Source organism: Pantoea eucrina, from assembly GCF_001691555.1.
Taxonomy (GTDB): domain Bacteria; phylum Pseudomonadota; class Gammaproteobacteria; order Enterobacterales; family Enterobacteriaceae; genus Pantoea; species Pantoea borealis.
Window position 1 is genome coordinate 1,936,949 of sequence record NZ_MAYN01000008.1, and the last position, 13,063, is coordinate 1,950,011.

Here is a 13,063-nt window from a genome sequence, read left to right on the forward strand (position 1 = left end):
TCAATGGTTATCTCTGTTAGCGAAACGAGGAGAAATTATGAGCACGATTAATACCAGCATGGGACGTTATAGCCTGAAGGCTAAAGATGTCGGCAGCCATATTAAAGGGAGTATCGCTATTAACGATGAAGGCGGTACACAGCTGACCATGCAGGAGTTTGATGAGCACTATCTGGATGATGTGGTGAATAATGTCATCTACCCGGTAACGGGGGGCAACCGTGAAATTACCCGCGCACTGCGCGAGCAGATGGTGAAAGCGGGTTTTGAGCAGCCACATTAAGGCTGTCGGGCCACAATTCTGTGGCCCGTTATAAGCATTACAGCGCAGCAGACAACAGCAGACAGCCTGCCAGACCGCATACGGAAATAATCGTCTCCAGCGCTGACCACGATCGGATAGTCTCACCGATGGTGAGATTAAAGTACTCTTTAAACAGCCAGAAGCCCGGATCGTTAACGTGCGAGAAAATCACGCTGCCGGAGCCTACCGCTATCACCATCAGTTCAGGGCTGGCCCCACTGGTCACGATCAGCGGTGCAACAATCCCGCCTGCCGTAATCGCGGCAACCGTGGCTGACCCCAGCGCAATACGCAGGATCGCCGCAATCGACCAGGCCATAAAAATCGGCGACAGGTTGGTCGCATGCATCATGCCCGCGATATATTTGTCCACGCCGCTGTCCACCAGCACCTGTTTAAACGCCCCGCCACCGCCAATAATCAGCAGCATCATTGCAATGATCTTGATGGAGTCGGTGATCGTGCCCATCACCTCATCCATGCTGCGTCCGCGATTCAGACCAAAGGTAAAAATAGCGATCAGTACAGCAATCAGCGTTGCCATAATCGGATCGCCAAAGAACTCTGCGTACGGCAGCAGCACGTGTCCTTTCGGCAGCAGCATCTCAGCCACCGCACGTAATGCCATCAGGATCACCGGCACCAGCGCGGTCCAGACGCTGACGCCAAATCCTGGCATCTCTGCTTCCGTAAAGGTTTTTGGATTCCACAGCCCTTCCGGAATCGGCTTATCGATGCCTTTCAGAAAACGCGCATACACCGGGCCAGCCAGAATCACGGTAGGGATCCCCAGCAGCGTGCCGTAAAGCAGCGTTTTGCCCATATCAGCGTTAAATAGCGTAGCGATTGCGGTCGGGCCCGGATGCGGCGGCAGAAAACCGTGCGTTACTGATAGCGCTGCTGCCATGGGAACACCGACGTAAAGCAGCGGCACGCGCGCTGATGCGGCGATGCTGAATACCAGCGGCAGCATCAGCACGAAACCCACCTCATAAAACAGCGCAAAGCCGACGGTAAAACCGGTCAGTACCAGCGCCCACTGGATATGTTTCTCACCAAATTTTTTAATCAGCGTAGTAGCAATACGCTGTGCGCCGCCACAGTCAGCCAGCAGTTTACCCAGCATGGCACCAAAGCCCATAATCAGCGCCAGGCTGCCAAGCGTTCCGCCCACGCCGGTTTTAATCGAGCCGATCACTTTATTAACCGGCATGCCCTGCATCATGCCCACCGCCAGCGCCACCAGAATCAGCGCGATAAAGCCGTTAAGTTTGAAGCGAATCATCAGCAGCAGCAGCAGCGCTACGCCAATCGCCACATAGAGTAATGGCATGGTTTTTCTCCACTTTTTTACGCGCGGCGTCAGTTGCCAGCGGGTTGCGTTGTTCTATCGGATCGGCCAGATGCGGCCGGATGTTGCAAAATGCGTCATACTGTTACCGGTATCATGTTAAGGGTAACATCAGGCCGGTAACATCAGAGTGGCGGGCAGAATTTCGTTTTTGCGAAGGCGATCAACTTTTGCTCATTCAGCTAACGGCCTTTATATCGGCGTCTGCAGCGCTTTCGCTACACTGGCTGCCTGAAATCAACCTGAAAGGATAGACAGGTGAGTGAGAACCTGATTGCGCTTTACAGTAACCAGCAAACTCTGTGCGGACGCGGCAGTATTCACCGTCTGCTGCCGTTACTGGCTGAGGACCCGCAGCCTGCGCTGCTGTTCTGCGGCCGCTCATTTCTCGCTAGCGAGACGTGGCGTCAGCTGGAGGGTGAGCTGCAACACGCTATTCAGGACTATGAAATAGTCAGTCACGAAGCCTCTCCGGAAGAGATTGACGTCTGGGTCGCGCGCTGGCGCGGGCGGGTTGCGCGGGTGGTGGCGATTGGCGGTGGCAGCGTACTGGATGCGGCCAAAGCGTTCTGCGCCATGGTGCAACATCCTTTGCCGACGGCGCGCTATCTGGAGAAAGTGGGTGATACACCGGTGCAGGGCGATACGCTGCCACTGATTGCTATCCCGACTACTGCCGGCACCGGCAGCGAAGTCACGCAGAACGCTGTTGTCACCGATCAGCAGCAGATCAAAATCAAAGCGTCGCTGCGCCATCCGAACTTTGTTCCTCCTGTCGCGATTCTTGATCCTGATCTGCTGCGCGGCACGCCTGATAAGATCCTTGCCACCTGCGCTATTGACGCCTTTACCCATCTGTTCGAAGCCTACCTGTCAAAAAAAGGTAACTTTTTTACTCAGCAGATGGCGCTCAGCGGGCTGCGACTCTTTTTCCAGGCCTGGCCGCACCTGAACCGTGCTGACCAGCAGGGAGATGAGGCGCGCGAGGCTATTATGATGGCGTCATGGCTGGGCGGCCTCTGCCTGAGCAGCGCCGGGCTGGGAGTGATCCATGGCATCGCTGGCGAGCTGGGGGCAATCAAAGCGATTCACCATGGTGAAGCCTGCGGCCGCCTGCTGTTTCCGTTTCTGGAGCTGCTGGCAGAGAGCGATCACCCTGAGCAGCAGCATCTGATGGCCACGTTTGCCGCGCAGCTGATGCCCGGGGCGTCCGCCCCTGCCCCGCTGGCACTGAAGGCCTGGCTGCAGCAGCACGCTATTGTCCCGTTCTGGCAGGAGGGACCCGCGCTCTCTGCCACAGAGGTGGACTGGATTGTCGCACGCGCTAACAGTAAAAACAGCTGGGTAACCTATGACAGTACGCAGCTGACCGACATGCTTGTTCAGGCGTGGCGCGTTCTTTAATCCTGCCCGCGCGCTCTGCTCAGGCGAACGGGCCGTCGCCCGCCAGCATCTGCTCTATGACCTGCAGTACGCCAGCATGATTATTATCCGCGGCGCCATAGCGCGCCGCGGCTTTGACCCGCTCCGGCGCGTTCTGCATGGCAAAGCTGAATCCTGACTGCGCCAGCATTTCCAGGTCGTTGCCGCCGTCGCCGAATGCCAGCACCTCACTGCTCTCAATCCCCCAGCGCTGCTGCAGCAGACGCAGTCCGTTGGCTTTGTGGAGTCCCGGCACAATCAAATCCACTGAACCGTGGCCGCTGGAGGTGGCCGCAGCCGATCCCTGATGCAGTCGCTCAATGTCTGCCATCAGAACCGGTACATACTCATCAGAGAGGTTCAGGGCAAATTTGAACAGCCGGTCACCGGCAATCTCATCCAGCGTCTCAATGGGCCGCAGGCGGTGACAGTAATGCCGCATCTTCTGCAGCCACTGCGCGTCCGCACCGGCAAAGTAGTAGGCGCTGTTGCGACCACAGATAAGAAAACGCAGGCCGGGATAGTTACCCTGCTGCAGCGTATCCAGCACGGCGTGCACTGCATCAGGGCTAAACGCACCGCAGAAAAGTTCCTCTTCACCGTCAAGGATCCACGCACCATTCTCTGCGACGAACGCGATCTCATGGGCAATGTCCGGAAAAAAGGATTTCAGCTGGTAGTACTGATTGCCGCTGGCGACGACAAACCGGATACCACGCTGTTTCATCATTTGGTAACAGGCCATAAAGCGCGGCCGGTCATACTGCTTGCGGTCATCCAGAAAGGTGCCGTCCATATCCACTGCTACCATTTTAACTGCGGCCATCACTGCTCCTTAGCATATGCGTATTAGCGATAGCTCACAGAATAGCCTGGCAAAGGATGAAAACTGAAACGGAACGGGAGTTATGGTGCATTCCGGAGGGAGATTACCTGAACGCGCCGCAGAGTAAGAGGGCGGTGATAATGCCGGTTGCCGCTGCTGCCAGCACATAATTATTGTCGATGAAGGCCCGGAACTCACGTACCTGCCAGGCAAACGATCACTGTAATAATGTCCTTACGACCCGGTCCGCGGTGATCCCCTTCCCGGCCGGGTGCGGGCTGGTTTTTATGGAGATTCCCGTGGGGAGCCGCCAGGGCTTTCGCCTGACCTGGCAAGGAAACTGTATGCTGCATCTCATGAGAGAAATAGCGATCGGCACTTTATTTTTTTTCACAATGCTCTTCATCACTGTAGCAATAAAAGAAAAAAACATAAAAAAACCCGACCACAGGGATCGGGTAAATAAAAATGTTTCACTATTCAGAAACAGGGAAACCCTGCAAATCAGAGGGTAAAACTGAAGCACACAACGCCACATCACCAGCATTGCGCGCGCAGAATATCACTTCATCACTAAAATAATAAATAAAATTAACCGAATTTAAGAATATTACTTAACGCCGGCTCGCCAGTTAACGGTGTTATTAAATAAGGTCGGTGCTCTGACCTCACGCCTGCATTAGAATTAAAAACTCAGAGAAAACATTAAATTAAAATAATGGCCTTTTTAGCCTGAGATCAGGAAAATAACTGCCCTGTCATCCCTCTGATTTCACCCACAGTAAAATTATAAGCAGCATAATTAATTATCTGTTTGCTGGCTGATAACGCGCGCCAGAATTACGGCTGCCGGGTGTGCCGCAGCTGAGAAGCCGGATGCCGCGCCAGCGCTGCGGCAGGCCGTATCGGGCGGCGGACCAGTTCACCGCTGCAGTTCGGACAGCGCTGCAGCAGAACATGCTCAGCGCAGGTTGCGCAGAATGTGCATTCAAATGAGCAGATACGTGCCTCCGTGCTTTCCGGCGGTAAATCCGCATCGCACCACTCACAGTTAGGTCGCAGTTCCAGCATAGGGTTCTCCGGTTTAACGCAGGCTCAGGACAGATTTTTATCCGTTACTGCATTCAATCATGTGAAACAGATTACATTCTGCGCCAGCCGTTCTATAGTTCTTTCGCTACGTTTATTTGCGAGGCTATGGAATGCGTGTTAAAGGCTTAAATATCGGTTTCTTTATTCTTATCCTGGCGATTGTCACCATCGCCTTTTTTGATGTGCTGTCACCTTATTTCTCCGCTATTCTCTGGGCGGCTATCCTGGCGGTGATTTTTGCTCCGCTAAAAGTGCTGCTGCGGCACAAAATGGGCGATCGTAACGGGCTCGCCTCTTTTGTCACGCTGCTGATTATCTGTCTGATTGTGTTTACGCCGCTGGCGATCATCACCTCATCGCTGGTCGTGGAGATCAATACCGTTTACGTCAAGCTGCAGAATAATTCAGCGCAGTTCCCGACGGTGTTTGCTGAGCTGCTGCAGCACCTGCCGGGCTGGGCGCAGCGCTATCTGGCCGACCACGATCTCAACAACTCTACCCAGATTCAGCAAAAGCTCTCTGAGTTCGCGCTGAAAGGCGGTCAGTATATGGCGGGCAGCGTGCTGCTGATTGGTAAAGGCACGTTTACCTTTACCGTGAGCTTTGGCGTGATGCTCTATTTACTGTTCTTCCTGCTGAAAGATGGCGCCTGGCTGGTGGGCCTGATCCTCGAAGCGCTGCCGCTCTCCACCTATGTGAAGCATCATCTGCTGATGAAGTTTGCTGCGGTGTCGCGCGCGACGGTGAAAGGGACCGTGGTGGTGGCAATTGTTCAGGGTGTACTGGGCGGCTTTGCTTTCTGGATCACTGACATCGACGGCAGCCTGTTGTGGGGCGCACTGATGGCATTCCTGTCCCTTATCCCGGCGGTCGGATCTGCCATCGTCTGGATGCCGGCAGCAATCTTTTTCTTTGCCACCGGCGCGCTGTGGAAAGGTCTGTTCCTGGTCGGCTTCTTTGTGGTGATTGTCGGCCTGGTAGATAATATTCTCCGCCCGCTGCTGGTGGGCAAAGACACCAAGATGCCGGACTATATGATCCTGATCGCCACGCTGGGCGGCATGGAAATCTACGGCATCAACGGCTTTGTGATTGGCCCGCTGATTGCCGCTCTGTTCATCGCCTGCTGGAATCTCCTCTCCGGTCGCGATAACCGCGACAACGCCGAAGAGATTGATGAAGAATTTATTGAAGAGGGCAAAACGCGCGAGTAGCGCTATGCGCTGAGCTGACTAAAAACCGCCTGCGGGCGGTTTTTTTATGGCTGCTGCTCTGGCTGACGATTAAAGGCCGCTGGCAAAAGCGCATCAGCCTGCTGACTCAGGATAGTGGCGGAAAGCGCAGGATAGCGGCTATCAGGCCCGGTTTGCCTGTTGCAAAAAGGCAGTGGATACCGGGTATGAGCATGGCCGGACGGATGGAAAGTACAAAAAGGGTGCAGCGATATGCTCACCCTGTGCCTGACTATCTTACCGGGCACGTGTGCAAAATTGACTCAATTTCAGGAAATAATGACACAACTATGACACAAGGAGAAAATCAGGTTGGTGTGTAGCTGACGTAACGGCTTGATTTGACTTGGCGCGCCCTACAGGATTCGAACCTGTGACCTACGGCTTAGAAGGCCGGTGCTCTATCCAGCTGAGCTAAGGGCGCTGAGGAGTTGGGTCGGATTATACGTCGGGAAGCGGGTACGTCAACGTTTTTGCCGTTTCTGTGCAGCGGAGTGCTGCGGGAATAACCAATTTGCGTCAATGACGCCTGCGCCATTCGCTGAGCGACACGAGATTACTGGTGCCGGTGGATTCCCCTTCCAGCTCAACCCCTTGCGGCGTAAAACGTGCATTAAATTGTTCCCGCCGCGCATGCAGCTCCTGACTGTCCGGCTCCAGCTGGCGCAGAAAGCCCAGCGCGAGCAGCAGCTGCTGGCGGCTGATGAGTGCCGGAAAACCGGCGCGGCTGAGGATGGTATGCCAGCGCTGACTGTTCTCCTCGCTGCCATCAACAATCAGGACCTGCCAGATCAGCAGTACCGCTGCGCCATTATGCAGATGCGTTTCGTTATCGCGGCTGAGGTAGTCGGTGAACTCTTTCGCCGCCTCTTTACCCATCATAGAGAGCATGGATTCCACCTGCACCGGCGGCAGCTGCAGCCGTTTACTGAGCCGCTGGGCGGCGTGACGTGAGCCGGCGGTGAGCAGCTGAAACCCAGCGACAAACACCACCGCCAGAGTGGCAAGCATTATCCAGATCATTGCATCGTTCCCAGAGTGTCCTGCAGATATCATACGCATGCAGGCTGGCACGCGTCACCACGAAAAAAGCCGGAAAGCGCGTGCGCTGCTGAAACTGTGACTGACAGCCGCCCGCGCTTCTGCCAGAATAGGCGCCATCCCCGATTTAACTCTCTACAGATGGATTTCCTCTCTGATGGCAGCAAAAATTATTGACGGTAAAACGATTGCGCAGCAGGTGCGTAGCGAAGTTGCGGAAAAAGTGCAGCAGCGCCTGGCAGCGGGTAAACGTGCGCCGGGTCTGGCCGTGATTCTGGTAGGCGAAAACCCTGCTTCGCAGATCTACGTCACCCATAAACGTCGCGCCTGCGAAGAGGTGGGCTTTGTCTCCCGTGCTTACAACCTGCCCGACTCTACCGGTGAAAGCGAGCTGCTGGCGCTGATTGATGAGCTAAACAGTGACCCGACCATTGACGGCATTCTGGTGCAGCTGCCGCTGCCAGCCGGGATCGACAACGTCAAGGTGCTGGAGCGCATCACGCCGGATAAAGATGTGGATGGTTTCCATCCCTATAACGTAGGTCGTCTCTGCCAGCGCGCGCCAAAGCTGCGTCCCTGCACGCCGCGCGGTATCGTCACGCTGCTGGAGCGCTATAACATCGATACCTATGGCCTGAACGCCGTAGTGGTCGGCGCGTCTAACATCGTTGGCCGCCCGATGAGCATGGAGCTGCTGCTGGCAGGCTGTACCACGACGGTTACTCACCGCTTCACCCGCGATCTGCGCCATCACGTGGAGCACGCCGATCTGCTGGTCGTGGCCGTGGGCAAGCCCGGTTTTATTCCGGGTGACTGGATCAAACCAGGCGCGGTGGTGATTGATGTCGGCATCAACCGGCTGGAGAGCGGTAAAGTGGTGGGCGACGTTGATTTTGCCGCTGCCGCTGAGCGCGCCTCTTACATTACGCCAGTCCCGGGCGGGGTCGGGCCGATGACGGTAGCCACTTTAATTGAAAACACGCTGCTGGCGTGCGAAGCGTATCACGACGTGGAGGAAGCATAATGGCGAGTTTCTCACTGGGTAAACATCAGCACGTTGATCTGTGCGATCTGCTGAAGCTGGAAGGCTGGGTAGAGAGCGGCGCGCAGGCCAAAGCGGTGATTGATGAAGGTGAAGTGCGCGTGAACGGGGCGATTGAAACGCGCAAGCGCTGTAAAATCGTCGCCGGACAGACGGTAGAGTTTGCTGGCCAGCGCATCACGGTTGTTGCATAACAAAAAGGGCGAACCCGGGTTCGCCCTTTTTTCTTATTTACGTCGCCAGGTGGTGCCCTGCGGACCATCTTCCAGCACAATGCCGAGCGCGTTGAGCCGGTCACGTGCCACATCCGCCTGCGCCCAGTCTTTCGCCTGACGCGCGTCGTTGCGCATTTTGATCAGCTGCTCAATCTCTGCGACTTCGTCATTATTCGTCTGCGCTCCGCTCTGCAGGAACAGCTCCGGATCCTGCTGCAGGATCCCCAGCACATTCGCCAGCTCGCGCAGTCTGGCCGCCAGGCCGTCAGCCGCCGCTTTATCTTCGCTCTTCAGACGGTTCACGTCGCGCGCCATATCAAACAGTACCGAATAGGCTTCCGGCGTGTTGAAGTCATCATCCATCGCCGCCCGAAAACGCGCTTCAAACGCTTCGCCACCGGCAGGCGCTGCGCCGGTATCGGTATGCCGCAGCGCGGTGTAAAGACGCTCCAGCGCCGCGCGCGCCTGGTTAAGGTTATCTTCGCCGTAGTTAAGCTGGCTGCGATAGTGCCCCGACATCAGGAAGTAACGTACCGTTTCAGCATCATAGTGCTGCAGCACATCGCGCACGGTGAAGAAGTTGCCGAGTGATTTTGACATCTTCTCACGGTCAACCATCACCATCCCGGAGTGCATCCAGTAATTGACATAGGGACCGTCGTGCGCGCAGGTGGACTGCGCCACTTCATTTTCGTGATGCGGAAACATCAGGTCAGAGCCGCCGCCGTGAATATCAAAGTGGCTGCCAAGCTGCCTGCAGTTCATGGCAGAGCACTCAATGTGCCAGCCAGGGCGGCCGTTGCCCCACGGCGATTCCCACGATGGCTCATCGGCTTTGGACATCTTCCACAGCACGAAATCCATCGGGTTGCGTTTTACGTCTGCCACTTCCACACGGGCGCCCGCCTGCAGCTGCTCCAGATCCTGACGCGACAGCGCGCCATAATCGGTATCGCTCAGCACGTCAAACATCACATCGCCGTTGTCCGCCACATAGGCGTGACCGCGCTCAATCAGCCGCTGCACCAGCTCGATAATTTCCGCGATATGGCGCGTGGCACGCGGTTCCAGATCCGGTGGCAGAATGCCCAGTGCGGCAAAATCCTGGTGCATCTCCGCAATCATGCGGTTGGTCAGCGTCTCAATGGTTTCGCCATTTTCGTTAGCGCGGCGAATAATTTTGTCATCAATATCAGTGATATTACGCACATACTTCAGCTGATAGCCAATATAGCGCAGGTAGCGCGCCACCACGTCAAATGCCACAAACGTACGCCCATGGCCGATATGACAGAGGTCGTAAACCGTAATACCACACACGTACATGCCGATTTCACCAGCATGAATAGGTTTAAATTCCTCTTTCTGTCGACTCAGGGTGTTATAGATCTTTAGCATTGAACGGTTCCGTTTTTATCGTGTGCGGGAGACGCCTTCTTTGGTAGCCTGATATTGTGCCGTATTTTTCTGACTTGTGCATCGCTGAGATACCAGATGCCGTTGCCTTGCTGACGCGTTCCGGGAAATTATGATATAAGAGGCGTCGACAAAATGCCCGTCCGCATGCGAACGCGGCAACTGATACTGAATACAACCTCCACAGGACGAATATAATGGTCACTTTCCAGACGAACCATGGCGATATCGTAATCAAAACCTTTGATGATAAAGCGCCGGCCACCGTACAGAACTTCCTGGACTACTGCCGTGAAGGTTTTTATGACAACACTATTTTCCACCGTGTCATCAATGGCTTTATGGTTCAGGGCGGCGGTTTCGAACCGGGCATGAAGCAGAAAGCCACTAAAGCTGAAATTCGCAACGAAGCGAACAACGGCCTGAAAAACACCAAAGGCACGCTGGCGATGGCGCGTACCCAGGCACCGCACTCGGCAACCGCACAGTTCTTCATCAACGTTGCTGACAACGACTTCCTGAACTTCCGTGACGAAAGCCTGCAGGGCTGGGGCTACTGCGTGTTTGCTGAAGTGGTTGAAGGCATGGACGTGGTTGAGAAGATCAAAGCGGTGAAAACCGGCCGCAGCGGTATGCATCAGGACGTGCCGACCGAAGACGTTGTCATCCAGAAAGTGACCGTCAGCGAGTAATGTCGCGTACGCTGTTTATCGCAGATCTGCATCTGTGTCAGGAAGAACCGGCAATTACTGCCGGTTTTCTGCATTTTTTGCAGGGTGAAGCGCGTGAGTGCGAGGCGCTTTACATCCTGGGCGATCTGTTTGAAGCCTGGATTGGCGATGACGATCCCAATCCGCTGCATCAGCAGATCGCCGCTGCCCTGCGCGCGCTGCCGGTGCCGGTGTTTTTTATTCACGGCAACCGCGATTTTCTGCTGGGCAAACGCTTTGCCCAGGCCAGCGGCATGACGCTATTGCCAGAGGAGCAGGTGCTGGAGCTGTATGGTCAGCGCGTGCTGATTATGCACGGTGACACGCTCTGCACCGACGATGCTGGCTATCAGCGTTTTCGCGCAAAGGTGCACCAGCGCTGGCTGCAGCGGCTGTTTCTGGCGCTGCCACTGCGTCTGCGGTTGCGCATCGCGGCCAGAATGCGCGCCGGCAGCCAGCAGGCGAACCAGCATAAATCGCAGTCCATTATGGATGTGAACCCGCAGGCGGTGGCGGCAGCCATGCAGCGCCAGCAGGCCCCGCTGCTGATCCACGGCCATACGCACCGGCCGGAAATTCATACGCTCTCTCTGAATGGCCTTCCCGCGCAGCGCGCCGTCCTTGGGGCGTGGCACGATGCAGGTTCCATGATCCAGCTTGACGCCAGCGGCGTAAAACTGATCGCTTTCCCCTTCTGATTGCGCGGGTACAATTGCCCGTTTTCTGGCCGCGCAACCGTTTTCCTTGCTGCTATCTCATGCTATTCTCTGTGCCCTTCTTACCTGCCTCACCGGCCAGGTTCGTCTGTCTATTCACAGGAGTTGACCGCATGTCATCCACCGCCGCCCCGGCCCGTATCGCCATCGTCATGGGTTCCAGAAGTGACTGGGCTACCATGCAGTTCGCCGAGGAAATTCTCAACAGCCTGGACGTTCCCTTTCACGTGGAGGTGGTCTCTGCCCACCGCACCCCGGACAAGCTGTTCAGTTTTGCTGAAGGTGCCGCCGCACAGGGCTACCAGGTGATCATTGCGGGCGCCGGCGGTGCTGCGCATCTGCCCGGCATGATCGCAGCAAAAACGCTGGTGCCGGTGCTGGGCGTACCGGTGCAGAGCGCCGCGCTGAGCGGTGTTGACAGCCTCTACTCGATTGTTCAGATGCCGCGCGGCATTCCGGTGGGGACGCTGGCCATTGGTAAAGCGGGCGCAGCCAACGCGGCGCTGCTGGCCGCACAGATCCTGGCCACCCACGATGCGGCACTGGCGTCGCGTCTTAGCGCGTGGCGCCAGGCGCAGACCGATGAGGTGCTGGAGAATCCGGATCCGCGGGGTCAGTCATGAAGCCGGTATGCGTATTGGGTAACGGTCAGCTGGGCCGTATGCTGCGCCAGGCGGCTGAGCCGCTGGGTATTGCGGTCTACCCGGTGGGACTGGATGCGGAGCCCGCCTCGCTGCCCATTGCAGAGAGCGTGATCACCGCCGAGATTGAACGCTGGCCGGAAACCGCCCTGACGCGCGAGCTTGCCCGCCACCCCGCGTTTGTGAATCGCGATATCTTCCCGCGTCTTGCCGATCGTCTGACGCAGAAGCAGCTGCTGGATGAGCTTGGTCTGGCTACCGCACCGTGGCAGCTGCTGGCCGCGCCTGATGAGTGGCCGGCGGTGTTTGAGAAGCTGGGCGAACTGGCGATTGTCAAACGCCGCACCGGCGGTTATGACGGCCGCGGCCAGTGGCGGCTGCGGGCGGGTGAAACAGCGACCTTACCCGCTGAGTGCTACGGCGAATGCATTGTCGAACAGGGCATTAATTTCAGCGGTGAAGTATCGCTGGTAGGCGCGCGCGGTCAGGATGGCAGCATGGTGTTCTACCCGCTGACGCATAACCTGCACGAAGAGGGCATTCTGCGCACCAGCGTGGCGTTTCCGCAGGCTGACGCCACGCAGCAGCAGCAGGCGGAAACCATGCTCAGCGCCATTATGCAGGCGCTGGATTACGTGGGCGTCATGGCGATGGAGTGCTTTATCACGCCGCAGGGGCTGCTGATTAATGAGCTGGCGCCGCGCGTCCACAACAGCGGTCACTGGACGCAGAACGGCGCGTCCATCAGCCAGTTTGAGCTGCATCTGCGCGCCATCCTCGGTCTGCCGCTGCCGCAGCCGGCGGTATTTGCACCGTCAGTGATGGTGAACCTGATCGGCAGCGACGTAAATCATGCCTGGCTGACGCAGCCGCTGGTGCACCTGCACTGGTATGGCAAAGCGGTACGCCCCGGCCGCAAGGTGGGACACCTGAACCTCACCGACAGCGAGCCGTCACGTCTTGCCGCTGCCCTGCACGCGCTGCAGCCGCTGCTGCCGCCGGAATATGCCTCAGGCCTCGCCTGGGCGCAGGCAAAGCTCTGATTTGCTGGCGGG

At 56.7% G+C, this 13,063-nt stretch carries 14 protein-coding genes and 1 tRNA gene; 9 read left to right on the plus strand and 6 right to left on the minus strand.

Translation table 11 applies throughout. The features are described from left to right. Positions 1 to 37: 37 nt before the first annotated feature. Complete coding sequence (locus BBA90_RS15270; RefSeq protein WP_065649889.1) at positions 38 to 283, plus strand: hypothetical protein; 246 nt, start codon at positions 38 to 40, stop codon at positions 281 to 283. A 37-nt stretch (positions 284 to 320) separates the two neighbouring features. Here BBA90_RS15270 and gntT read toward each other — a convergent pair whose 3' ends face one another. Further along, positions 321 to 1,637 carry a gluconate transporter gene (gntT, locus tag BBA90_RS15275; RefSeq protein WP_065649890.1) on the minus strand — a complete coding sequence of 439 codons (1,317 nt, stop codon included), beginning with the start codon at positions 1,635 to 1,637 and terminating at the stop codon, positions 321 to 323. 276 nt (positions 1,638 to 1,913) lie between these two features. On the opposite strand from gntT, the gene BBA90_RS15280 reads away from it, so the two are divergent. Continuing rightward, positions 1,914 to 3,059: an iron-containing alcohol dehydrogenase gene (locus BBA90_RS15280; RefSeq protein ID WP_065649891.1), complete on the plus strand. Its 1,146-nt coding sequence runs from the start codon at positions 1,914 to 1,916 to the stop codon at positions 3,057 to 3,059. A 19-nt stretch (positions 3,060 to 3,078) separates the two neighbouring features. Here the strand turns inward: BBA90_RS15280 and BBA90_RS15285 are convergent, their stop codons facing one another. Next, a complete protein-coding gene (locus BBA90_RS15285) occupies positions 3,079 to 3,903 on the minus strand; it encodes a Cof-type HAD-IIB family hydrolase (protein WP_065649892.1) in 825 nt (274 codons plus the stop codon). An 840-nt stretch (positions 3,904 to 4,743) separates the two neighbouring features. Beyond that, on the minus strand, positions 4,744 to 4,974 hold the full coding sequence (locus BBA90_RS15290) for a DUF1272 domain-containing protein (RefSeq protein WP_065649893.1): 231 nt from the start codon (positions 4,972 to 4,974) through the stop codon (positions 4,744 to 4,746). Between the two features lie 131 nt (positions 4,975 to 5,105). On the opposite strand from BBA90_RS15290, the gene BBA90_RS15295 reads away from it, so the two are divergent. Next, the gene (locus BBA90_RS15295; protein WP_065649894.1) at positions 5,106 to 6,209 is read left to right on the plus strand and encodes an AI-2E family transporter; all 1,104 of its coding nucleotides are present in this window, start codon (positions 5,106 to 5,108) and stop codon (positions 6,207 to 6,209) included. A 365-nt stretch (positions 6,210 to 6,574) separates the two neighbouring features. On the opposite strand, the gene BBA90_RS15300 is transcribed toward BBA90_RS15295, so the two are convergent. Then, positions 6,575 to 6,651 (minus strand) — tRNA-Arg (locus BBA90_RS15300). Positions 6,652 to 6,746: 95 nt separating this feature from the next. Then, positions 6,747 to 7,250, minus strand: coding sequence for a DUF1198 family protein (locus BBA90_RS15305; RefSeq protein WP_065649895.1), 504 nt, complete (start codon positions 7,248 to 7,250; stop codon positions 6,747 to 6,749). A gap of 175 nt (positions 7,251 to 7,425) precedes the next feature. Here BBA90_RS15305 and folD point away from each other — a divergent pair, with 175 nt between their 5' ends. Together folD and ybcJ are read left to right on the plus strand one after the other, a co-directional pair. Then, positions 7,426 to 8,292: a bifunctional methylenetetrahydrofolate dehydrogenase/methenyltetrahydrofolate cyclohydrolase FolD gene (gene folD, locus BBA90_RS15310; protein WP_065649896.1), complete on the plus strand. Its 867-nt coding sequence runs from the start codon at positions 7,426 to 7,428 to the stop codon at positions 8,290 to 8,292. Next, positions 8,292 to 8,504, plus strand: coding sequence for a ribosome-associated protein YbcJ (ybcJ, locus tag BBA90_RS15315; protein WP_039383070.1), 213 nt, complete (start codon positions 8,292 to 8,294; stop codon positions 8,502 to 8,504). Before folD ends, ybcJ begins: the two co-directional genes overlap by 1 nt. Before the next feature lie 33 nt (positions 8,505 to 8,537). Here ybcJ and cysS read toward each other — a convergent pair whose 3' ends face one another. Further along, positions 8,538 to 9,923: a cysteine--tRNA ligase gene (gene cysS, locus BBA90_RS15320; protein ID WP_065649897.1), complete on the minus strand. Its 1,386-nt coding sequence runs from the start codon at positions 9,921 to 9,923 to the stop codon at positions 8,538 to 8,540. 215 nt (positions 9,924 to 10,138) lie between these two features. On the opposite strand from cysS, the gene ppiB reads away from it, so the two are divergent. The 4 genes from ppiB to purK all read left to right on the plus strand — a co-directional run bounded on the left by ppiB (position 10,139) and on the right by purK (position 13,051). Next, positions 10,139 to 10,633, plus strand: a complete 495-nt coding sequence (gene ppiB, locus BBA90_RS15325) for a peptidylprolyl isomerase B (protein ID WP_039383066.1) — start codon at positions 10,139 to 10,141, stop codon at positions 10,631 to 10,633. After that, positions 10,633 to 11,349 (plus strand): UDP-2,3-diacylglucosamine diphosphatase, encoded by a 717-nt coding sequence (locus BBA90_RS15330; protein WP_065649898.1) that lies wholly within the window; start codon positions 10,633 to 10,635, stop codon positions 11,347 to 11,349. Before ppiB ends, BBA90_RS15330 begins: the two co-directional genes overlap by 1 nt. Positions 11,350 to 11,480: 131 nt before the next feature. Further along, on the plus strand, positions 11,481 to 11,990 hold the full coding sequence (purE, locus tag BBA90_RS15335; RefSeq protein WP_065649899.1) for a 5-(carboxyamino)imidazole ribonucleotide mutase: 510 nt from the start codon (positions 11,481 to 11,483) through the stop codon (positions 11,988 to 11,990). Beyond that, positions 11,987 to 13,051, plus strand: a complete 1,065-nt coding sequence (gene purK / locus BBA90_RS15340; RefSeq protein WP_065649900.1) for a 5-(carboxyamino)imidazole ribonucleotide synthase — start codon at positions 11,987 to 11,989, stop codon at positions 13,049 to 13,051. The genes purE and purK overlap by 4 nt, the downstream gene beginning before the upstream one ends. Positions 13,052 to 13,063 lie beyond the last annotated feature (12 nt).